The organism is Acinetobacter sp. YH12068_T (genome assembly GCF_024606005.1).
Lineage (GTDB): Bacteria > Pseudomonadota > Gammaproteobacteria > Pseudomonadales > Moraxellaceae > Acinetobacter > Acinetobacter amyesii.
Map to the genome: position 1 here is coordinate 3,223,847 of NZ_CP094555.1, position 23,347 is coordinate 3,247,193.

General features: G+C 42.2%; 17 protein-coding genes, 2 tRNA genes and 3 rRNA genes. 5 read left to right on the top strand and 17 right to left on the bottom strand.

Translation table 11 applies throughout. The annotated features are described in order from the left end of the window. Positions 1 to 64 precede the first annotated feature (64 nt). Positions 65 to 460, bottom strand: coding sequence for a tautomerase family protein (locus tag MST18_RS15370; protein WP_180132837.1), 396 nt, complete (start codon positions 458 to 460; stop codon positions 65 to 67). 471 nt (positions 461 to 931) lie between these two features. Here MST18_RS15370 and MST18_RS15375 point away from each other — a divergent pair, with 471 nt between their 5' ends. Next, positions 932 to 1,972: a TauD/TfdA family dioxygenase gene (locus MST18_RS15375; protein WP_180107844.1), complete on the top strand. Its 1,041-nt coding sequence runs from the start codon at positions 932 to 934 to the stop codon at positions 1,970 to 1,972. Positions 1,973 to 2,064: 92 nt separating this feature from the next. On the opposite strand, the gene MST18_RS15380 is transcribed toward MST18_RS15375, so the two are convergent. Further along, a complete protein-coding gene (locus MST18_RS15380) occupies positions 2,065 to 3,240 on the bottom strand; it encodes a PQQ-dependent sugar dehydrogenase (RefSeq protein ID WP_180132838.1) in 1,176 nt (391 codons plus the stop codon). A gap of 446 nt (positions 3,241 to 3,686) precedes the next feature. Between MST18_RS15380 and MST18_RS15385 the strand changes: the two genes are divergently transcribed. Further along, positions 3,687 to 4,304 (top strand): type 1 glutamine amidotransferase domain-containing protein, encoded by a 618-nt coding sequence (locus MST18_RS15385; RefSeq protein ID WP_180132839.1) that lies wholly within the window; start codon positions 3,687 to 3,689, stop codon positions 4,302 to 4,304. Between the two features lie 68 nt (positions 4,305 to 4,372). Here MST18_RS15385 and MST18_RS15390 read toward each other — a convergent pair whose 3' ends face one another. From MST18_RS15390 to MST18_RS15435, 10 genes are all read right to left on the bottom strand, one after another. Then, positions 4,373 to 4,684 (bottom strand): ankyrin repeat domain-containing protein, encoded by a 312-nt coding sequence (locus tag MST18_RS15390; protein ID WP_180121154.1) that lies wholly within the window; start codon positions 4,682 to 4,684, stop codon positions 4,373 to 4,375. Between the two features lie 84 nt (positions 4,685 to 4,768). Then, the gene (locus tag MST18_RS15395; protein ID WP_180132840.1) at positions 4,769 to 5,503 is read right to left on the bottom strand and encodes a group I intron-associated PD-(D/E)XK endonuclease; all 735 of its coding nucleotides are present in this window, start codon (positions 5,501 to 5,503) and stop codon (positions 4,769 to 4,771) included. 159 nt (positions 5,504 to 5,662) lie between these two features. Further along, positions 5,663 to 7,012 carry an MFS transporter gene (locus MST18_RS15400; RefSeq protein ID WP_180132841.1) on the bottom strand — a complete coding sequence of 450 codons (1,350 nt, stop codon included), beginning with the start codon at positions 7,010 to 7,012 and terminating at the stop codon, positions 5,663 to 5,665. 407 nt (positions 7,013 to 7,419) lie between these two features. After that, positions 7,420 to 7,908: a DUF4256 domain-containing protein gene (locus MST18_RS15405; RefSeq protein WP_180132842.1), complete on the bottom strand. Its 489-nt coding sequence runs from the start codon at positions 7,906 to 7,908 to the stop codon at positions 7,420 to 7,422. Between the two features lie 284 nt (positions 7,909 to 8,192). Next, a 5S ribosomal RNA gene (gene rrf / locus MST18_RS15410) occupies positions 8,193 to 8,307 on the bottom strand. Between the two features lie 190 nt (positions 8,308 to 8,497). After that, positions 8,498 to 11,391: ribosomal RNA gene (locus tag MST18_RS15415) — 23S ribosomal RNA — on the bottom strand. 413 nt (positions 11,392 to 11,804) lie between these two features. Continuing rightward, positions 11,805 to 11,880: transfer RNA gene (locus MST18_RS15420), tRNA-Ala, on the bottom strand. 74 nt (positions 11,881 to 11,954) lie between these two features. Beyond that, positions 11,955 to 12,031, bottom strand: a tRNA-Ile gene (locus tag MST18_RS15425). A 61-nt stretch (positions 12,032 to 12,092) separates the two neighbouring features. Continuing rightward, positions 12,093 to 13,631: ribosomal RNA gene (locus tag MST18_RS15430) — 16S ribosomal RNA — on the bottom strand. The 16S, 23S and 5S rRNA genes sit together here with 2 tRNA genes alongside, the layout of an rRNA operon. 604 nt (positions 13,632 to 14,235) lie before the next feature. Beyond that, positions 14,236 to 14,508 carry a hypothetical protein gene (locus tag MST18_RS15435; protein WP_180024981.1) on the bottom strand — a complete coding sequence of 91 codons (273 nt, stop codon included), beginning with the start codon at positions 14,506 to 14,508 and terminating at the stop codon, positions 14,236 to 14,238. 224 nt (positions 14,509 to 14,732) lie between these two features. Here MST18_RS15435 and MST18_RS15440 point away from each other — a divergent pair, with 224 nt between their 5' ends. After that, positions 14,733 to 15,374, top strand: a complete 642-nt coding sequence (locus MST18_RS15440) for a YitT family protein (protein WP_180108237.1) — start codon at positions 14,733 to 14,735, stop codon at positions 15,372 to 15,374. Between the two features lie 495 nt (positions 15,375 to 15,869). Here MST18_RS15440 and tyrS read toward each other — a convergent pair whose 3' ends face one another. Next, the gene (gene tyrS, locus MST18_RS15445) at positions 15,870 to 17,102 is read right to left on the bottom strand and encodes a tyrosine--tRNA ligase (RefSeq protein WP_171262600.1); all 1,233 of its coding nucleotides are present in this window, start codon (positions 17,100 to 17,102) and stop codon (positions 15,870 to 15,872) included. A 63-nt stretch (positions 17,103 to 17,165) separates the two neighbouring features. Here tyrS and MST18_RS15450 point away from each other — a divergent pair, with 63 nt between their 5' ends. Then, positions 17,166 to 18,293, top strand: a complete 1,128-nt coding sequence (locus tag MST18_RS15450) for an anhydro-N-acetylmuramic acid kinase (protein ID WP_180103156.1) — start codon at positions 17,166 to 17,168, stop codon at positions 18,291 to 18,293. Between the two features lie 101 nt (positions 18,294 to 18,394). On the opposite strand, the gene MST18_RS15455 is transcribed toward MST18_RS15450, so the two are convergent. The 3 genes from MST18_RS15455 to purE all read right to left on the bottom strand — a co-directional run bounded on the left by MST18_RS15455 (position 18,395) and on the right by purE (position 22,060). Further along, the gene (locus tag MST18_RS15455) at positions 18,395 to 19,681 is read right to left on the bottom strand and encodes a lytic murein transglycosylase (RefSeq protein WP_180133869.1); all 1,287 of its coding nucleotides are present in this window, start codon (positions 19,679 to 19,681) and stop codon (positions 18,395 to 18,397) included. A 728-nt stretch (positions 19,682 to 20,409) separates the two neighbouring features. Further along, entirely contained in the window at positions 20,410 to 21,531 is a 1,122-nt protein-coding gene (locus tag MST18_RS15460) for a 5-(carboxyamino)imidazole ribonucleotide synthase (RefSeq protein WP_111886091.1), read from the bottom strand. A 16-nt stretch (positions 21,532 to 21,547) separates the two neighbouring features. Then, the gene (purE, locus tag MST18_RS15465; RefSeq protein WP_078189531.1) at positions 21,548 to 22,060 is read right to left on the bottom strand and encodes a 5-(carboxyamino)imidazole ribonucleotide mutase; all 513 of its coding nucleotides are present in this window, start codon (positions 22,058 to 22,060) and stop codon (positions 21,548 to 21,550) included. Between the two features lie 217 nt (positions 22,061 to 22,277). Here purE and MST18_RS15470 point away from each other — a divergent pair, with 217 nt between their 5' ends. Further along, positions 22,278 to 22,727 carry a hypothetical protein gene (locus tag MST18_RS15470; RefSeq protein ID WP_180133868.1) on the top strand — a complete coding sequence of 150 codons (450 nt, stop codon included), beginning with the start codon at positions 22,278 to 22,280 and terminating at the stop codon, positions 22,725 to 22,727. Positions 22,728 to 22,752: 25 nt separating this feature from the next. On the opposite strand, the gene MST18_RS15475 is transcribed toward MST18_RS15470, so the two are convergent. Next, positions 22,753 to 23,091, bottom strand: a complete 339-nt coding sequence (locus MST18_RS15475; protein ID WP_078189529.1) for a DMT family protein — start codon at positions 23,089 to 23,091, stop codon at positions 22,753 to 22,755. Between the last annotated feature and the right edge of the window lie 256 nt (positions 23,092 to 23,347).

Consider the following 23,347-nt stretch of genomic DNA (forward strand, 5'->3'; position numbering starts at 1 on the left):
ACGGGATGTCGGGGCTTTTTTCGTTTAGGCTCCGTGAAAGCAACAATCCATGTATTTGCACAGACTAAACATCCACCTGAAAACCTAAATCAACATCACAAGCGGCTTGACCACCTCGAATCCCCCAGTTTTCTTGGGGGCTTTCACATAAGGTAATGATGATATGGTCGGCCGGAATGCCAAATTCCACCAAATTCTGCACGAACATTTGATATAACTTACACTTGGTTGCTACGGTTCGTCCCGCAAAACAATCAATGGTGATATGTGTAAAGCGCTCAGGCTGCGTCAAATGATCACATACCTGAAACCGATGTGGCGCATGCACTTGCAAACGTATATTGCGGTCATATCGAGGCAATTGAAAACTCTGTTGTATGGCGTCAAAGACAGCATTTATCAGCTGTTGCTCTTGTTCTATGCTGTATTGCATCCGTATATCGATTTGTGTTGCAGGCATGCGCGAAACTCATTGTTGTTATTTAAATCACTACACTAGCAGGATTTCGCGACGTTCTGCTGTAGGCATTTACCTACAGCGCTTGCAGTATTTACGCCTATGGCCTCAACAGCAACGCGCCTATAGTAAGAACATACAGAGACAGGATGTCTTGCAATAAAAATAAATAATGCACATGCAGCAGGAACGCTGATCGGTATGACAGGAGTCATATCTTTAGAATGAATCTAAAAAGCCCTCGATAGGATGTCGAGGGCTTTTTTCATGTCGTCATTCATTCAACGATCGCACTCTATTCGTCGAAAAATCGCAATTTATCAACAATTCTTACATCGCAACAGTAAAACTGTACTTATAATCGGCAGAGAATTTAGACAGAATAACGGCTGCGAGTTCAGCAGCTCGAACTGTCAGCGCTTAGGGATTAGGCGACAACAATAAAAATTGAATTAAAAAATTAGAGAATGACCTATGCAATTGCAACAGCAACAACTGAATAGTTTTACCCGCATTTTTCATGCCGCTCCAGAACACAATAGCCCGCAAGATCTTGCACAATATATTGGCGCGCATCGACAAGAGCTTTTACAACAAATCCATGAAAATGGCATCTTACTGTTTCGTGGTTTTAACATCGAGCAACCCGAACAATTTAACCAACTGATTGAACAATATTTCCAGTTTACCCCATGGAATGCATTTAACCCCAATATGCCCAGCTGGGTTGCATCTTGGATGCGAAAATACAGCGAGAAATTGCTCGGCGCAGGTGACTACCGTCGTTATATCGACCGTAACACAGTGCAATTGGGTCCAGTCGAAAACTCGGTACAAGGCCCGCATGTTGAAGGTGGCGTGCGCTCAGAACGCTCGCGTTATATCGCCTTATTCTGTCAGGAACCTTCGACGTATTTGGCAGAAACAGGATTTAATAACTTAGAGCAAATTTGGGAGAATTTTCCGAAACATCTACAGGAAAAATATCTCGGCGCATGGAACCATTTTTCTTATGTTTCGGCACGCGAGGTGGGTCTATTTGACCGATTATTGCTGAAAAAGAGCCCGTTTAGTTTAGAGATTCGACAAGATAAAAAAGCCAAACTGACCTTGCAGCGTTCGCCGCTGGTGATTCATCACCCCGATACGAAAAAGCATGTGATTCAGCCGTGGGCTTTTGCCAATAATACCAATCCATTTGCCCATCAGGCCGCGAAAAATTGCTTTGAAAATCGAGGGGAGATTGAAATCGATTCAACGGCGGACGGCATGCAACTGACATGGGAAATTTACACGCCAGAAGGTCAACAAATTGAATGGAACGATGCCGAAAAGCAGCAATTTTTTGATGCGATGTATAAAGACGCTCTGCTTTTACAATGGCATAAAGGCGATGTTGCTATTGTGGATAATATTAAAATTGCGCATTGGCGGATGAATGGAGAACAGGGAAATCGTAAATTGATTCAAATTCAAGCCAATGCATTTAATGCCGATGAGCACTATGCGGCTTAGCTGACGTATTTAAAATTCGTGTAGGCCTGTATGTGAGAAGCCCCGTAGGGGCTTTTTTTCATTTTTTGAATTTTTTGTTTATTTTTTATCCACTATTTCGGCTCAATTTTGAATAACCATGCCTTTTCTCCATCTTCAATGCCCCAAATACTGCCGTCTTTGGTTTCAATTAGTCCTCGAATACGCTGTGGCATGGCAATTCGTTGTATTTCTTGGACAGGTTTAAGCTCTGTATCAACAATCACAATCGCTTCTGAAGATAAGCCACCAATCAGCGCTTTATTTTTCCACAACGGGAACTTTTGCCCTTGGTAAAACATCAAACTTGACGGTGAAATCACCGGTGTCCAGCTGATGGCAGGCGCTTCAAATTCAGGCCGTGTATGATGATCAGGAATCGGTTGATCATCATAATGATCACCATTCGACACATGCGGATAGCCATAGTTTTTCCCACGCTGCACAAGATTTAACTCATCGCCGCCTTTCGGTCCCATTTCGGCCACCCAAAGCTGCTGTTTTGCATCAAATGCCATGCCTAAAGGATTACGGTGCCCGAAGCTCCAGACTTGCTTGGCAACTTCGCCTTGGGTCTGAAATGGATTATCTGCAGCAGGCGTTCCATCACTATTTAAGCGCAGCACTTTACCCAAATTTGACTGCAAATCTTGTGCAGGATCAAACTTCTGACGTTCGCCCGAACTCACCCATAATTTTCCATCTGTTCCAAATTGCATACGGTGTGAATAATGGCCTTGACCTTCTACTTTTGGAATTTGCCTCCAAATGATTATTCGCTGTTTTAAACTTGGCGCAGCTTCATTGAGGTTTAATATGGCTTTTTCGATGACAGCGCCATAACCGCCCTGTCCTGCTTCTGCATAGCTCAGGTATATCTGATGATTTTTTTCAAACTGCGGATCAAGTGCAATATCACCTAAGCCGCCTTGTCCACCATAGGCAACTTTGGGAAGGTTTTTCACCTGTATTTTCTGCTGGTTTTGAGGATTAAAGATGATCAGTTGACCTTTTCTTTCTGTCAGCAATAAACGTCCGTCTGAGAGCGGCTGGATGGCCCAAGGCTCATTAAATTGAGCGATTTTTTGTATTTTAAAGCGTTGTTCTTGCTGGATTTGTGCCGATTTTTGAGCTTGGCTTGGTGTTTGATCCTGCGCTGTAGATGCGGTGTTTTCCGCATGGCATGCGGCTGTCATCAAGATACCGACGATGAGGCTAGGCGTTCGAAAATATTGTATACATTGTTTCATTTACTGTTCCCTTCCCTTTTATAATCATTTGATTCTAATCAATTAATCAGATGATTTTTCTTTGGAAAGGTAACAGAATAATTTTGTACGTTTTGGCTTACATGACATGCAGAAAATTGCGGCTTTCCAAGTTTATGAAACAGGCCTAATCTACAGTTATCAGGAGACAGGAAGTTTCCGAAACATAAAACAATAACAATAAGTTTCTGCATCAGGACGTGAGATATGACAAGGAGTTGTATCTAGAACACGAAATACGAAGAAAACCCCGACAGGATGTCGGGGTTTTCTTTTTTCTAGCTGATTTTTTAAAGAATTCGCTCTAATCTAGAATTTTCGAATAATTTCTCTGTCAAAACTTCTTACACTTTCCTGCGAAATTATTACATACCCAAATCCGTCAAGTTGCTAGCGTGGTAGACAATCCTCATTGCAAGGAGTCAATCATGACTTTAAAAGCTTTAGTGATAACGTCAAATGTCGGTGTTGAACATGATGAGCTGATTCAACCCTTAAATTATTTAAATGAAAAGGGAATTGAAGCCATTCATGCCGCTGTTAAACATGCTGCGGTCCAGACAGTAAAAGCAGACAAAAAGGTCGAAGCTGAAGTCCAACCCAATGCCCAATTGAGCAGCGTAAATGCTGAAGACTATGACGTGTTAGTAATTCCGGGCGGAACTGTCAATGCAGATCATCTACGGATCGATGAAGATGCGCTGCGGCTTATTCAAAACTTTGCTAGCCATCAAAAACCTATTGCTGCAATTTGTCATGGTCCTTGGGCGCTCATTAATGCTGAACGAATTCGTGATAAAACTCTGACGTCTTATAAAAGTATTCGTTTGGATTTGGAAAATGCGGGTGCACATTGGGTCGATGAGCAGGTGCACCGCTGTAATACGGGTGGTTGGGTGCTCATTACTTCTCGTTGTCCAGATGACTTGCCTGCGTTTAATCAAGCGATTCAGCAGGAGCTTGAGCAACAGCAACAGCAACAGCAACAGCAACAGCAACAGCAACAGCAACAGCAACAGCAACAGCAACAGCAACAGCAACAATAATACTAAAATGAAAATACCCGCATATTGCATGCGGGTATTTTATGAATCAACATTATAAAATATATGGCTTACAAATTTTTTAAGTAAGCTACCACATCATCATTGCCTGCCATTTCTGCGAGCTCTAATGCTGTGTATTGGGTCTTATGCTGTACATTTGCACCTTTCTCTACCAATAGCTTCACTACGTCTAAATAGCCGTTTTCTGCGGCTGCATGCAGTGCGCTGTAGCCTTCTTCATCGGCAGTGTTTACGTCTGTGCCATTTGCCAAAGATTTTTCGACTTCTGCGCGTTCACCTAAAGATGCCCAGTACACCAGTTCAGGTAGATGCAGCTCTTCATCATCTTCAGGGATTGGGGAGATAGAATTAAATTGCATGATCATAATACCTATTTGTAATTTCTATAAATATCGCTTGTCAATTAATGACCATGGCAGAATTGGTCATATAAATCAGTTTATTTAACGAATTTTATCAAATCTATTTAAAGCGTAATTCACAGTTTCCTTTGAATTTAATAAATATTTTCCATTTTTATCGCGTTCAATACGAATGGATAATTTAGCCGCTTGTGTAATAGTTCCAGATTCCAGTAATCGACTGATATCACTATTTGGAAGAATAATATAATTATTTACATAAGATGGACCATTACATGATCGTAATACAAAAATATAGAAAGTAGATGATGCATCCTTTGAATCATAAGATCTCTGATTTATCGTGAATCTATACTGATTATTTGATTCAGATATATTGGCTGTTTTAACCTGTATATGAAAGTATTTATTATCTTTTGCTGCGACAAGATCAATACCATCATCAACAGCCATATATGATGTATTAAATCCAAAAAATAATAATTCAGCCATCACTGCAAATTCACCAGCCTTGCCCGTATACAGTGCATTAACTGTAGGTGGCGGTGGAACAATATCAGGTACAACTTTTTTGATTTTTAATCTGTAAATTCCCCGTCTTGGAGCACCTTTAGAATTTTTTGGTTTTGTGAACTCTGATTTTATTTTATATTTGTCAATATCCTTTGAAAGTATCGAAGAGATTTTCTTAGATAAAACATCTAGATGCTGCTGAGTATGAGGATATTTCGCTACGATTGCTTCTGCTATTTGATCAACATGCATTTCTTTTCGCGATTCCTTCATTACTTCTTTAATTTGCTCAATAAACTCCATCTCTCCCCCCATAAAATAGTCATAGTTAAGTTTTTATATCTTTTTTAAAAACTTATAAATATAGAATATTAGAAAATATAAAATAATTATTTTATTAGCATTTTAAATAACCCAAAAAAAGCCCCCTTACGGAGGCTTTTCTATTTAAAGAATCACGACTTAAGCATTGGCTGTAGATGCATCTTTAACATCAATTTTATCACTGTCATTTTCATGCATGATCAATGCAACCGCGATTGCAGTAATTAGTACAGGTAAACCTACCGCCATAAAGTTGAAATGCGCAGGTAAGTTCATACCGAGCAAACCACCAATCAAAATCGGGCCTACAATTGCGCCCATACGTCCAATTGCAGAAGACCAACCAATACCCGTCGAACGTACAGCAAGTGGGTAATACTGCGCCACATAGCTGTATAGCAGCATTTGTGAACCAATCGATGCCGCACCCGCCAAGAACACCAAGATGTACAGCAAGAACTGATTCGATTGGAAGCCCATCAAGCTCATCACAATCGCGCCCATCATACCCAAAACCATCAGCACAGGTTTTAAATGGAAACGGTCAGCCAAAATACCACCGCCAACAATACCCACAACTGCGCCAACGTTCATGACCATCATGAACATCAAGCTGTTATCCATAGAATAACCGGCTGCCATCATCAGTTTTGGTAACCAGCTGCTTAGCGCATACATGGTCAATAGGCACGTAAAGAACGCCACCCAAAACAGCAATGTATTTACGGCACGACCACGGCGGAACAAACTCACCACGTTAGCAGCTTCAGGTACATTTTCTTGCGGTAAAGTGAACACTGTATTTTCAGTCACTTTCACTTCAGGCGCTAAGCGCTTCACGATACTGCGGGCTTTTTCCTGTTTGTTTTCTTTCACCATAAATGCCAAAGATTCAGGTAAGAATTTCCAAATCACAGGTAAAAGGAAAAGTGGAATACCTGCAATAAAGAACATGATTTGCCAACCAAAATCAGGGGTGAACCATGAACCTAAAAGTGCCGCCATCACACCACCGACTGCATAACCACTAAACATCGTCGTTACTAGTGTGCTACGCATCTTCTGCGGCGCGTATTCCGACGTTAAAGCCACAAGGTTAGGCATTACACCGCCAATCCCTAAACCAGCCAAGAAACGCAAAATACCAAATTCTGTTGGATTCGACGCAAAACCACCGGCAAAGGTCAAACCACTAAATAAAACAATACAGATCATGATGACTTTTTTACGGCCAATCTTATCTGCTAAAGAACCAAAGAACATGGCACCAAACATCATGCCTGCGAGCGCAGTACTGGCAAGCATCCCCGCTTGCATTGCAGTTAAGCCCCAGTCTTGCATCAATAATGGTAAAACCACGCCATTAATCGCTAAATCGTAGCCATCAAATAAAATAATCAATAAGCACCAAGCCACTACATTGAAGTGGAACGGGGTAAATTTAGCCTTATCGACTACAGAATTTATGTCTATTTTTTCCGTTGTCATCGTTCTCATCTCCCATGAGTACTTGTCCATAACATTCATTGAATTTTTAAGTAAAATTCAACAGCCACGGAATATACGGAACAGTGTTTTCTACGGATATTAGACGTATGTTTAATAAATAGAATTGCTTATAAGTGCATGTTAATTGTGTTATTTTTCATGTTTTAGTTTAATTATTAAACATTATCAATATATGATTATTTAACTGATTTTTTTAAATCATAATATCCTAGTTTTTAGGTCTAATTCTTCTATTCTTTCATTCAACTTCAGAACGACACACCATCATTTATTTCTATCTTTAGTTTAGAAAAATTTTAAATGTCTAAAAAACAAACGTAATTACATCTTTAGAAAAGCTCGTTTGAACGCTCTTGATTGTTTTAAATGCATTGAGAGCACTGAGATTAAGCGATCACCAGCTTACAGCGAAATCGACGAGACGCATAATATAACTGTGCGCCATTATGGTAGCTAAATACATGATCATAACGTCGGTCACAAAACAGTGCCCCGCCCTTTTGCCGAATATCCGCTGGCGTTACGATCCAACTCAAAGTCTTTAAATCGAAATGAAAAACTGTCTGTATCGCTCGATATTCCTCTTCTGTCAGTAGCTCAGCACCGATGTCTCGCACCATATCTATAACGTTATTTTGGGAAGGATGATCCTTCCGGTTCTCCAAGGCATCAAGGTCATAACATAAGCTTCGTCTAAGCTTTGGCGACTCTAAACTGCAATCATAAAATATCAGGTCATGAGATTGCTGATTCAGCATCACAATATCTGGCTCACCGCCTGTTTTTTCCATTTCGATTAAATTTTTTAGTTTTAAGGGCTGTACAATCAATTGTTTCTTAACATCATCCCGAAGCAATTCTGGATGCCGCTGCATATTTGCCTCAAAGCGTTGCTGCAATATCTCTAAAACAGAGACTTCATCGAGATCTTGGAGCGTATGTACATTCTATTATTTTTATACATTGCAGACTGAACTTCACTGTAAAGAATATAGGCTCACCTTGATGTAAATTTTTAGCATTGTTTAGCCTTATTCTTTTTAAATATCTATCATTTCCCAGTTTTGTGCTTCTGCTTTTCTTATTATTTTTTTCTTTCCTTTTCCCTCACGCATAAAAAAACACCCCCTGAGATATCAGGGGGTGTTTTCGAATAATGAGCTGGCGATGACTTACTCTCACATGGGTAACCCCACACTACCATCAGCGCTAAGAGGTTTCACTTCTGAGTTCGGGAAGGGATCAGGTGGTTCACTCTTGCTATTGTCGCCAGCACAACTGTTTATGGATACTCGCTTAGTCTAATCTCAGAGCAGTGCTCTTCGTGCTAAGTTTTCTACCAAATGAGTTATTAACAGATCATATCTGAGTTGCAGTATTTTGTTCTTAAGCGTTAACTAAATCAAGTTATTTTGCTTAATATCGAATCAATTGATGCTTTACATACAACTGTTTGGGTGTTGTATAGTCAAGCCTCACGAGCAATTAGTATTGGTCAGCTTCATGCGTCACCGCACTTCCACATCCAACCTATCAACGTCGTAGTCTTCAACGGCTCTTTAGTGGACATAAAGTCCAAGGGAAATCTTATCTTGAGGTAGGCTTCCCGCTTAGATGCTTTCAGCGGTTATCCCTTCCGAACATAGCTACCCGGCGATGCGACTGGCGTCACAACCGGTACACCAGAGGTTCGTCCACTCTGGTCCTCTCGTACTAGGAGCAGATCCTCTCAAATTTCCAGCGCCCACGGTAGATAGGGACCGAACTGTCTCACGACGTTCTAAACCCAGCTCGCGTACCTCTTTAAATGGCGAACAGCCATACCCTTGGGACCTGCTTCAGCCCCAGGATGAGATGAGCCGACATCGAGGTGCCAAACACCGCCGTCGATATGAACTCTTGGGCGGTATCAGCCTGTTATCCCCAGAGTACCTTTTATCCGTTGAGCGATGGCCCTTCCATACAGAACCACCGGATCACTAAGACCTACTTTCGTACCTGCTCGACTTGTGGGTCTCGCAGTTAAGCGCGCTTTTGCCTTTATACTCTACGCGTGATTTCCGACCACGCTGAGCGCACCTTCGTACTCCTCCGTTACTCTTTAGGAGGAGACCGCCCCAGTCAAACTACCCACCAGACATGGTCCTCGCTCCAGATAATGGAGCAGAGTTAGAACCTCAATATTACCAGGGTGGTATTTCAAGATTGGCTCCACCGAAACTAGCGTCTCGGTTTCAAAGCCTCCCACCTATCCTACACAAGTAAGATCAAAGTTCAATGTCAAGCTGCAGTAAAGGTTCACGGGGTCTTTCCGTCTAGCCGCGGGTACACCGCATCTTCACGGCGATTTCGATTTCACTGAGCCTCTGCTGGAGACAGCGCCCCCATCATTATGCCATTCGTGCAGGTCGGAACTTACCCGACAAGGAATTTCGCTACCTTAGGACCGTTATAGTTACGGCCGCCGTTTACTGGGGCTTCGATCAAGAGCTTCGCTTACGCTAACCCCATCAATTAACCTTCCAGCACCGGGCAGGCATCACACCCTATACGTCCACTTTCGTGTTTGCAGAGTGCTATGTTTTTAATAAACAGTTGCAGGGGCCTGGTTTCTGTGGCTGCTCTCAGCTCAGGAAGCAAGTTCCATCACCAAAAGCAGCGTACCTTCTCCCGAAGTTACGGTACCATTTTGCCTAGTTCCTTCAGCAGAGTTCTCTCAAGCGCTTTGGTCTACTCGACCTGACCACCTGTGTCGGTTTCGGGTACGATTCCAGTGTAACTGAAGCTTAGAGACTTTTCCTGGAAGTATGGTATCAGCCACTTCACTGTACAAGTACAGCTTGCTGTCAGATCTCAGCATAGAGTACCCCGGATTTGCCTAAGATACATGCCTACTTCCTTTCACCTGGACAACCAACGCCAGGCTGACTTAACCTTCTCCGTCCTCTCATCGCATTACACTGAAGTATTGGAATATTAACCAATTTCCCATCGACTACGCCTCTCGGCCTCGCCTTAGGGGTCGACTCACCCAGCCCCGATTAACGTTGGACTGGAACCCTTGGTCTTTCAGCGAACGGGTTTTTCACCCGTTTTGTCGTTACTCACGTCAGCATTCGCACTTCTGATACCTCCAGCAGACTTCTCAATCCACCTTCATCGGCTTACAGAACGCTCCCCTACCACTTACACTAATGTGTAAATCCGCAGCTTCGGCATATAGTTTTAGCCCCGTTACATCTTCCGCGCAGGCCGACTCGACTAGTGAGCTATTACGCTTTCTTTAAAGGGTGGCTGCTTCTAAGCCAACCTCCTAGCTGTCTATGCCTTCCCACATCGTTTCCCACTTAACTATAATTTTGGGGCCTTAGCTGGCGGTCTGGATTGTTTTCCTCTTGACTACGGACGTTAGCACCCGCAGTCTGTCTCCCGGATAGTACTCATTGGTATTCGGAGTTTGCATCGGTTTGGTAAGTCGGGATGACCCCCTAGCCGAAACAGTGCTCTACCCCCAATGGTATTCGTCCGAGGCGCTACCTAAATAGCTTTCGGGGAGAACCAGCTATCACCGAGTTTGATTAGCCTTTCACCCCTATCCACAAGTCATCCCCTGGCTTTTCAACGACAGTGGGTTCGGTCCTCCAGTTAGTGTTACCCAACCTTCAACCTGCTCATGGATAGATCACCCGGTTTCGGGTCTACACCCAGCAACTAAACGCCCTATTAAGACTCGATTTCTCTACGGCTCCCCTAATCGGTTAACCTTGCTACTGAATGTAAGTCGCTGACCCATTATACAAAAGGTACGCAGTCACCAAACAAGTTGGCTCCCACTGCTTGTATGCATGCGGTTTCAGGATCTATTTCACTCCCCTCACAGGGGTTCTTTTCGCCTTTCCCTCACGGTACTGGTTCACTATCGGTCAGTCAGGAGTATTTAGCCTTGGAGGATGGTCCCCCCATATTCAGACAAGGTTTCACGTGCCTCGCCCTACTCGACATCATTATCTAAGCCCTTTCGTGTACAGGACTATCACCTACTATGGTCGCACTTCCCAGAGCGTTCCACTAAAGCTTAGATAACTTAATGGGCTTTTCCCCGTTCGCTCGCCGCTACTGAGGGAATCTCAATTGATTTCTTTTCCTAAGGGTACTGAGATGTTTCACTTCCCCTCGTTCGCCTCATAAACCTATGTATTCAGTTTATGATACCCGCCTTATAGCGGGTGGGTTTCCCCATTCAGAAATCTCCGGATCACAGGATATTTGCCGCCTCCCCGGAGCTTATCGCAGGCTATTACGTCTTTCATCGCCTCTGACTGCCAAGGCATCCACCACATGCACTTAATTACTTGACTATACAACCCCAAACAGTCGTTTGATCCTACAAGTAGATCAACCAACATTACAGTTTAGAGCTTCGTGAATTTAATCACTGTACAGCTTCAATTAGATTCATATACCAAAACGCTTGATTCAGTTAATTTCGCTAGTAACTCATTTCATTCAACTTTCACAATTGCTTGTTAAGTTAAATCAAACGAGTATGAACAAATTATTTCAACTCAAATATATTCTGTTAATGATTTTTCCAGCCTTCGTCAGGTCAGGAAACTGTGATAAATCACAGAGCTTAATAACAATGCAGCGAATCATACGCCACTTTGTTGCTAAGCTCTATAACCTAAGCACTTGATCGCTTAAGGACTAAGCTAACAATCGCTTGATTGTTTATTTTAGCTTCGTTCTTTATACATTCCGAAGGAATGTATGGTGGAGACTAGGAGAGTCGAACTCCTGACCTCCTGCGTGCAAAGCAGGCGCTCTACCAACTAAGCTAAGTCCCCAGCTTATCAATAAGTCAATGTTTCTGATTCTCTGTTTGCTTCCGTATTTTATTCAAATACTTCGTTAGTCAGAATGGTGGGTCTGACAAGACTTGAACTTGTGACCCCACGCTTATCAAGCGTGTGCTCTAACCAACTGAGCTACAGACCCTCAGATACATCGTCATGAAGAACAACTTGTTGTGGATTCTTACCAATCGTCAATCTTTCGTTAAGGAGGTGATCCAGCCGCAGGTTCCCCTACGGCTACCTTGTTACGACTTCACCCCAGTCATCGGCCACACCGTGGTAAGCGTCCTCCTTACGGTTAGACTACCTACTTCTGGTGCAACAAACTCCCATGGTGTGACGGGCGGTGTGTACAAGGCCCGGGAACGTATTCACCGCGGCATTCTGATCCGCGATTACTAGCGATTCCGACTTCATGGAGTCGAGTTGCAGACTCCAATCCGGACTACGATCGGCTTTTTGAGATTAGCATCTCCTCGCGGAGTAGCAACCCTTTGTACCGACCATTGTAGCACGTGTGTAGCCCTGGTCGTAAGGGCCATGATGACTTGACGTCGTCCCCGCCTTCCTCCAGTTTGTCACTGGCAGTATCCTTAAAGTTCCCGGCTTAACCCGATGGCAAATAAGGAAAAGGGTTGCGCTCGTTGCGGGACTTAACCCAACATCTCACGACACGAGCTGACGACAGCCATGCAGCACCTGTATGTAAGTTCCCGAAGGCACCAATCCATCTCTGGAAAGTTCTTACTATGTCAAGACCAGGTAAGGTTCTTCGCGTTGCATCGAATTAAACCACATGCTCCACCGCTTGTGCGGGCCCCCGTCAATTCATTTGAGTTTTAGTCTTGCGACCGTACTCCCCAGGCGGTCTACTTATCGCGTTAGCTGCGCCACTAAAGCCTCAAAGGCCCCAACGGCTAGTAGACATCGTTTACGGCATGGACTACCAGGGTATCTAATCCTGTTTGCTCCCCATGCTTTCGTGCCTCAGCGTCAGTATTAGGCCAGATGGCTGCCTTCGCCATCGGTATTCCTCCAGATCTCTACGCATTTCACCGCTACACCTGGAATTCTACCATCCTCTCCCATACTCTAGCTTCCCAGTATCGAATGCAATTCCCAAGTTAAGCTCGGGGATTTCACATCCGACTTAAAAAGCCGCCTACGCACGCTTTACGCCCAGTAAATCCGATTAACGCTCGCACCCTCTGTATTACCGCGGCTGCTGGCACAGAGTTAGCCGGTGCTTATTCTGCGAGTAACGTCCACTATCTCTAGGTATTAACCAAAGTAGCCTCCTCCTCGCTTAAAGTGCTTTACAACCAAAAGGCCTTCTTCACACACGCGGCATGGCTGGATCAGGGTTCCCCCCATTGTCCAATATTCCCCACTGCTGCCTCCCGTAGGAGTCTGGGCCGTGTCTCAGTCCCAGTGTGGCGGATCATCCTCTCAGACCCGCTACAGATCGTCGCCTTGGTAGGCCTTTACCCCACCAACTAGCTAATCCGACTTAGGCTCATCTATTAGCGCAAGGTCCGAAGATCCCCTGCTTTCTCCCGTAGGACGTATGCGGTATTAGCATCCCTTTCGAAATGTTGTCCCCCACTAATAGGCAGATTCCTAAGCATTACTCACCCGTCCGCCGCTAGAAATCGGTAGCAAGCTACCTATTCCCGCTCGACTTGCATGTGTTAAGCCTGCCGCCAGCGTTCAATCTGAGCCATGATCAAACTCTTCAGTTTAAAATCAATAGTACATATAGTGTACCAATCTTGGCTCATCAATTACTGACAAAAATTTGCTCAAATAAACTTCGAGTAATTTCTACCATCAATCAATGAAAATAATTTCGATCAATCAACCAGTAAAAATCCACACAAGTTGTTCTTCATAATCTCTTAATGATCTTTCTAACATCTCGTCAATGCTAGAAGCTGGACTTCGATAAACTTAACAACTCAACGCTTCGCGTTTCGTTCATTTCCGTCTATCTCGTCGGTATGGGGTGCATTCTAGAGCATTTCAGAATCATTGCAACCCCCAATTCACTATATTTTTCACGTATGTATTTTTTATAAGCGTTTTTGCTAAAAAAATTGCACTTTTACCTATTTTTTAAGCATTTTTTATAAATATTTAGCAAATAGTCGATATTTAATTAAGTAAATTTCTTATATCTAGCAAATCTTTTTCAGCACTTTTAAGTCTAATAAAAGTAGCTTTGATTATTTATTAATCATTAGTCTACTTTTATTCTTCAAAGCACTTAATTTTTTTCTGTCATCATATCGATTCAAGCTTCATAGGCATTTTTTAGCGTGCATTTTTATATTTCCAAGCATTTTTTTAACGTTCATATGCTAAATGTTGCATGACTTCCAAGATGACTTGTTGCTTTCCACTGAAATCCTCGGCAGAAAATAGCAGCTTTGCACGTCTAGGGAGTTGTTCTCTTACCAATGCGAATAGTTGGTACTGTGCTGCGATATCCAAATCATGTAATTGTTGCCGCGCCTCACAAAATAATGCTCGTTTATGCTGTTTAGTTTGGTAGTCAAATAAATATCTCAAGATTCGATCGATCTGTTCATCATGATTATCGGTATTGTAATACGCCATGTTGTTGCTCTTTTTTGATTTTTGACCATTGTTCCATAAGGCCTGTTTTTGCAAAAATCATTTTAATTACATGCTTAGTCATTTTTGCTGATAAAAATACAGCCTATTTATTTGAATAATCACTATTAACGATCACAGTCATAAAAAGCCACTATTTTTGGGCTTTAGACGCATAGAGCGCAGGCTGCATTTCACGTACACTCTTTTTATTTTTTAGGTGCAGGATGCCAACACAGTTTTTTCCACGCTTATTCTTACTATTAAGCGGATTAGGATTATTGGCTTTTGGTGTCGTACTCTCTATACATTCAAATTTAGGGACATCCCCTATTTCTTCGGTGCCCTACAGCTTTAGCTATATCTTTCCTCTCACCGTCGGCACATTAACAGTTTTAATGCATATCGTCATGATACTGTTGCAAATGCTGATCTTAAAATCACGCTTTCAGTGGATACAGTGGTTGCAATTACCCGTGGGAATTTTGTTTGGTGCATTTATTGACGGTTTAATGTGGCTCACCCAAGGCTGGAGCATAGAAAGTTACCCACTTCAACTCCTGGCTTGCTTGGCAAGTTGCCTGATTACTGCTTTAGGTGTGAGCTTAGTGGTCAAAGCCAGTCTAGTCCTCTTGGCCGCAGAAGGCCTCTATCAAGCCATTGCTGTTCGTTATCGCCTTGATTTTGGCAACTGTAAAACATATGGCGACATCCTCTTGGTCAGTATTGCGGTTATCAGCAGTTGGCTGGTCTTACATCAAGTCATCGGAGTCCGTGAAGGCACCATTATTACCGCACTTTTAGTCGGGACTTTAGTCAAGCGGATTTTACCTAAATTAAGCTTCATTCAATTTGGTTCTAAGCCCTAAAACCAAGCTCCATGAACATCTATCTAAGTAAAGACATTTTAAAGCTCGATTGAATCGGGCTTTTTTTTCTGGCGCGATTAAAATCTTTAATACAGAAATGAATGTGATTTTTGAAAGGAATAGCTCAATTTTACAAATAAAAAAGGGAAAGATCTCTCCCAAAATCTTTCCCTTAGAATTGAATCTTTAGTCGATCCATCGTGTAATTATTATAGTTATCTGTTTACTTCACTAAAAAAAGAGTCCCTTGGGGAAGAGACTTATAAAAAGTGGAGTTATCGTTATGTACCCTCTAGATGGTATATATCTCTCTAGATGAATAAATCTTATACATAAAATTCAAAAAATGCAACACATTTGGCAAAATTTAAGTGTTGTTTTTATAAGGTTTTTTTTGAATTTGCTTATTTATATTATTAATATATTAATTGGTAAAAAAAAGCAGGCCGAAGCCTGCTTTTAATTCAATAACTTAACTAAAAATTCAAGAATTTATTAGTCGGTAAAAGTTACTTTTGCGATTGCTTTTTTGCTCGCTTGGATGATCAAAGTTTTGTTTTCTGACACAGCATAACCTGCATCAACCACTTCCCAATCCACTTTCACTGCACCACGACCAATTGCATCTTTTGCTTGAGCAGCATTTTTAGTCAAACCCGCTTCACGCAAAATAGAAGTAATGAAAATCTCGCCACCAAATGCGCCACGAGAAATCGTTACTTCTGGTGTACCTTCTGGAAGTTCACCTTCAGTAATCAAGTTACCTGCGCCTTTGTGCGCATTTGCTGCAGCTTCTGCGCCATGGAAACGCTCAACCAATTCAAGTGCAAGAATTTTCTTCACTTCTTGTGGGTTACGACCTTCAGCCACTTCTTTAAGCAACTGTTGAATTTCTTCAATCGATTTAAAGCTCAACAAGTCAAAGTAACGTTCGATCAAATCATCTGGCATTGAAAGCACTTTTTGGTACATCGCACCCGGTGCATCAAATACAGCAATATAGTTACCCAAAGATTTAGACATTTTATTTACGCCGTCTAAACCTTCAAGAATCGGCACAGTAATGCACACTTGAGATTCTTGGTCATAACGGCTTTGTAATGTACGACCCATCAGCAAGTTAAAGGTTTGGTCTGTACCACCCAGCTCTACATCCGCTTCTAGCGCAACTGAGTCATAACCTTGCACCAATGGATATAAAAATTCGTGAATCGCAATTGGTTGATGGCTGTTATAACGTTTAGTGAAGTCATCACGTTCCAACATACGTGCCACAGTTTGCTGTGAAGCTAACTGAATCAAGTCAGCAGCAGTTTTTTGACCAAACCACTCTGAGTTGAACACAACTTTAGTTTTCGCAGGATCAAGAATCTTAAATACTTGTTCTTGATACGTTTTAGCATTTTCTAAAACTTTTTCACGTGACAACGGTGGACGCGTAGCGCTCTTACCCGTTGGGTCACCGATCATGGCTGTATAGTCACCAATCAGGAAGTAAACTTCATGACCTAAATCTTGGAAAACTTTTAATTTATTAATCAGAACCGTATGACCTAAATGTAAATCAGGTGCAGTCGGGTCAAAACCCGCTTTAATTTTTAATGGGCGATTCTGCTTTAATTTCTTAAGAAGATCTTCTTCAGAAATAATCTCATGTGTGCCTCGTTGGATGAGGGCAAGTTGTTCTTCAGCCGGCAGGAAATTTGACATCACAAAATCCAAATAGATCAGTTATACAATTTGTGAGATATACTAACACTTTTTCAGCACATTGCAGGCTTAAGAATCATCATGACAGCGATCTACATTGGGGTAATGACCGGCACGAGCATGGATGGTGTCGATATTGTTGCTGCTTCTTTTGATCCTTTAGAGATTCATGCGACGCTCACACTTCCCTTTGACCCAGACCTTCGTGATGAACTGATGGCCCTCACCTTGCCTGATGATAACGAAATTGATCGCATGGGTAAGGCAGACGTTGCTTTAGCTCAAATGATCGGTCATGGCATCAATGAGTTGATCGAGAAGAATGAGCTAGATCGTAGTCAAATCAAGGCGATTGGCTCACATGGTCAAACCATCCGCCACCGTCCTGAACATGGTTTTACCCTGCAAATTGGCGACCCCAATATTATTACCGAACTCACTAAAATCCCTGTGATTTCAGACTTCCGCCGCCGTGATATGGCTGCAGGTGGTCAAGGCGCACCTTTAGTTCCTGCGTTTCATCAAGCGCTTTTCCAACATGACACCATTCACCGTGTGATTTTGAACTTGGGCGGAATTGCCAATGTCAGCATGTTACCTGCAGGCAAACCTGAAGCCGTGTATGGCTTTGATACAGGTCCAGCTAACATTTTAATGGATGCTTGGTGCGAACGTTATACTGGTCAGCCCTATGATGAAAATGGGAACTGGGCAGCTTATGGTCAACCTATTCGCAGTCTGCTCGACCGCTTACAAGCACATGAGTTTTTCTCTAAAGAACCGCCAAAAAGCACAGGTCGTGAAGACTTCAATCTAGAATGGTTAGATGAACAGATTCTCGATTGGCGTGGAGATCTCGAATATGACGAACTCGAAGATACACCAGAAAACATTCAAGCAACCTTAATGAAACTCACCACACGTGCCATTAAAAAAGCCATTTACCGTTCTGATATGGATACTGGTGAAGTCTATGTATGCGGTGGTGGTGCATACAATTCGCACCTATTAGAGCAACTGCGCTGGCGTTTACGTAAACATGAATGGACGGTACAAAGTACCGCAGATTTAGGCTTAAGCCCAACATGGGTGGAAGCCACAGCCTTTGCTTGGTTGGCGATGCGCTTTGTCAATCAGCTTAGTGCAAATTTACCAAGTGTGACGGGTGCTGCTGGCTATCGTATCTTAGGTACAATCACTGCGGTTTAAGAGTCAAAAACATATAAAAAAGGTCTGCAATTGCAGACCTTTTTTATATAGACAAGCTTTTATATATATATTGACTACTATATAAAAAGCATAGCTCAAACTTAATTCATCATTGCCTTGGCATGCTCATTACGAAATGCCCGTAAAATCTGCTGTCCCGCCCGACCTGTTGGACTTAAACCCAGTCGATTTTGCTCTTGTCGAATGGCTTGACGGGTTTTATCTCCAATTAATCCATCCACTTTACCAATGTCATAGCCACGGTTAAGTAAAAATTGTTGAATCTCTCGTCGTTCCGCACGTGAAGTCCCAGGATCATCGGTTGGCCATGTCGTACTAAAGCCACCCTTGCCTTGCAAGCGATCGGATAAATGCGCAATCGCTAATGCATAACTCTCTGCCGCATTATAGCTGTAGATTGCATCGAAATTTTTAAACACCAAGAACACAGGCCCACTTGCCCCAGCCGGTGCCATTAAACCTGCTTGGCTCGATCCAGAAAGGTTACCTTGAATTAACGGCGTACCATCGGCACGCTGCAAACCACGATTCATCCAGCTGTCCAAGGATTTTTTATTACGGCGACTTTCTCCACTGATCGACATGCCATCCGGAATTTTGACTTCAAAGCCCCACGGCTGACCAGTTTGCCAACCACGCTTTTTCAGGAAGTTGGCTGTAGATGCCAACGCATCCGTGGTACTCGACACCAAATCACGGCGGCCATCACCATCAAAATCCACGGCCAGCTCTTCATAAGTGCTCGGCATAAATTGGGTATGACCAAATGCACCTGCCCACGAACCTTTCAATTGTGATTCATTTAAATCACCACGCTGCAAAATCCGCATGGCTGCAAAAAACTCGCCACGGAAATAGCTTTGACGGCGTCCTTCACAACTTAAAGTGCCCAATGACTGTAATAAAGGATAGCTACCCGCAATATCACCAAAATTACTCTCCACACCCCAAACCGCGACCACGGTTTCAGCAGGCACACCATAAGCCGCTGCGACACGGTTTAATACATCACGATGCTGCGCCAATTTCTGCTGACCCAGTTGTACACGCTCTTCATCTACCAGACCGGACAGATAGTCCCAAATCGGAGTTGAAAACTCAGGCTGATAGTTGAGCTTTTCAATCACAGAATAATCAGGTGTTAAATTTTGTGTATAGCGATCATAAGTGGATGCACTCACACCAGCATTCATTGCTTGCGAGCGCAAATTGGCTAAACAACCTTGAAAGTTATTTTGTGGTGAAATGCTGCTTGTTGTAGGCATGCTCGACGAATTGACAGACTGACCATTAATAATCAACTCGGCATTTGCCTGAGTTATTGCCAATAAAGCAGTCCCGAAAACAAATCCTAAGTGATGCTTCATACCCTAGATCTTTTTTGAATTTAAATTGTTGCTTTAACAATAGCAGCTCAAAGCAAAAGTTAAAGGTTCAAAACGTAAATTTAAATTCATATTTTCTACTTATTTAAATTCATTTTTAAAATTTGAATTCAAAAGTAGTTATCCACAACCCAATTTTAAATTCATTACAAACCAAACACCGGTTTAAATTTAAATTCAAAACTTTTAAATTCAAAAATAAACTGCATGCAGAAAAAGTTATCCACAAATTCAAAATGGCGTGAAAATTCATTTTTATTATTAATAATCAAAATATTATAATTTTTAAAAGACTCTCTCTATAGATCCAATAAGGCTAGGCAACTTTTAAATTCAAATTTTTAAATTTAAACACAGCGAAATGAATTCATTTTTCAAATTTGAATTCATAAACTTTGAATTCATTGTTTCGGTATAGGATTTTTTGAATTCAAATTCATAGTTTGAATTCAAAAAATCAATTTAAATTCAAAACGCTTTGGTTATTTTTGATTTTGATTCACACACATCACAGGCTATTGATACACAAAAAATCATACGAAGATTAACGCAGAATATTTATAAACGAATGAACACTTTATGATCAATAGTTTCTTATCGTTTCAGCGATAAACGGTGTGATTTTGCAAAGAGGCGCAATGATGCCGGAACTACAGCAATAAAAAAAGCGGCCATGTGCATGACCGCTTTTTTATCATTCAAACACAGGTTTAAATGGTCATATCTTCGCTAAGTGCCAGTGGATTCGGCAAAATTTTCGCCAAAGCACGGCATAAAGCTGTTAATTCTGCAGTATCGTTCGGCATTAATGTGATGTGACCGATTTTGCGACCTTCACGCTCTGTTTTGTTATACAGATGCAAATGTGCGCCATTCAGTGCCAATACATCTTCAGACTTCGGATGTTGGCCAATGATGTTTACCATGACCGTTGGACGAACAACTTCAGTCGAACCCAAAGGCAAACCTGCTACAGCACGAATGTGGTTTTCAAATTGTGAACACACTGCGCCTTCAATCGACCAATGCCCCGAGTTATGCACACGTGGCGCCATCTCATTGGCATATAAGCCTTTATCCGTCACAAACAGCTCTAGCGTCAAAACACCGACATAATTCAAATGATTGAGCAGGCGAGTAATGTAATCTTGCGCAACTGGTTGTAAGTCTGCACTGTTTGGTGCAGGCACAATCGAATGCGACAAAATGCCGTTGTGGTGGTGGTTTTCCGCCAATGGCCATGTTTTCACATCACCATCTTGACCACGCACCGCAATGATTGAGACTTCACGTGAGAAGGTTACAAAGCTTTCCGCGATCAATTCACCTGCAGGGCCTAGTTCAGCCCATGCTTGATCCATTTGCTCAGCGCTACGTAGCACAAATTGACCTTTACCGTCATAACCGCCACGCGATGTTTTCAGTACGATGGGTAAACCCAACTCAGCAACAGCAGCTTGTAAACCCTCGAAAGATGTCACGGCCTTATAAGGTGCAACTGGGATAGCCAATTCATCAAACAAAGCTTTTTCGGACAAACGATGCTGTGCAATCGCTAAAGCTTGGCGCGGTGGGTGCAATGCTTTGTTCTTGGTCAACACATCAACATCTGCTAACGGAGTATTTTCAAACTCTAAGCTGAAAACATCTGCACTCTGAATGAAATCTTGCAAACCATTTTCAGCTTGAGTCGAAATCACTGGACCCAGCGCTGCAGAAGGGCAGTCGGTACTCGCTTCAAAGAAGGTGCATTGAATGTTTAAAGGCAATGCCGCTTGCGCCATCATGCGACCCAACTGGCCACCACCAAAAATACCAATGGTTTTATCCATGAGAAATGCCCCTTAATTAAGCTTGACCCGGAATATTTTTACTCGCCACTTTATCGGTTTGCGCAGCACGGAAATCTGCAACATTCTTTGCAATTTCAGGACGTGTTAAACCTAAAATTTGTGCCGCCATGATCGCTGCATTGGTTGCACCCGCTGGGCCAATTGCCAAAGTACCAACTGCAATACCTGCGGGCATTTGCACGATAGACAGCAATGAATCCACGCCGTTTAAAATTGATGATTTCACAGGTACACCAAGTACAGGTAGGTCAGTCTTGGCTGCGCACATGCCTGGCAAATGTGCTGCACCGCCAGCACCGGCAATAATCACTTGAATACCACGATCACGTGCGGTTTCAGCATATTCGAATAATCGATCTGGAGTTCGGTGTGCAGATACAACTTCCGCTTCAAATGGGACGCCAAGCTGTTTCAGCATATTGGCAGTGTTTTCTAGCGTTGCCCAATCCGATTGAGAACCCATGATAATTCCAACGAGAGGAGTGTCTTGTGAAGCGGCCGCATTCATTGCAATGTTTCCAGAGATTAAAGTAAGAGAGAGTAAATCTCGACTAGAGCCAAGCTTTAATAAGAGCCCCATATTATAGACTGAAAATTCATCTCAATAAAATTTAACGGTTGTCTTTAAAGAGAAAACTCCATAATATTTTGATGAAAATATTTTTATTTTTTTTTAATTTTATAAAAAATTTTATTAAATCAATATTTATAACAACACTTTAAACATGAAACAGATCTTTATCTTGCTCACTTTAGCCCTAAGCTCTCCGAGTTTTGCCCAACTCGTTCAACTCAATACAAGCCAATTTGAAAAAGACTTTAACCTCTTACAGCAACAAAAAGGCTATAACGGCCAAATTAAGAGTAATGGCTACATCCACGAAAAATTTTTAGTCACCGGAAAATCGATCATTGATGAACGTGAGCCGGTCAAGATGACAGGCTATTACAAAGCAGATGATGGCCGCGATAAAATGTATTCAATTTCAGAATATCGTGTGTATTGCGATGACCAAAGCTATGGTTTTGCTCTCATGAACTTTGAAGCAGACGGTCAAATGACTGTACTGACCAGTGAGAGTGATTATGCCTTTGACTATGATGATCCCACTCCACGAGACCGTGAGTTTAGTAAAGTCCTCAAAAATGCCTGTAAACACGTCTCACTTAAATGATCAGCCCCATGCGGTATTGAATCAATTAAGCACTGCGAAATACAAAATAGACACATCCAAAAAGGCATAAACCTGCCCACAAATAGTCCAACTTAAAGGGTTGTTTAAAAAGGAAAATCATAAATGGAACAAAGACCAAGAGCGTCACGACTTCTTGTGTGATTTTCATTTGGCCCAATGACCACCCATGTTTGGCCAACAGTCGCGTTGCTGGAATCATAAAACTGTATTCGAGTAACGCGATCGCCCATCCAAATAAAATCGCTTGCCAAAGCGGTGCATCATGTAAAAACTTCAAATGCCCATACCAGGCCAAAGTCATAAAACAGTTGGAAATAATCAATAAAAACAGGGCAAGTGACATAAGCAATCAAGATCGCAAAAATTTGCGCATATTGTACGTTTTTCATCAGGATTTCGCGCCTATTTTCCGTGTTTTTATCCTCAAGAAAATTGCGTACATTTGATCAGTTACGAGCTCAATCTTTTTGCACGATCTCATACAAAAAAATCTATCTTTTCCCTAAGACCCTTGCTATGGTTGCTCTCAAATGAAATTAACCTTTTCAACCAAATCTATAATGACAACACCACAATAACAAAGTGATGTGTCGATAAAA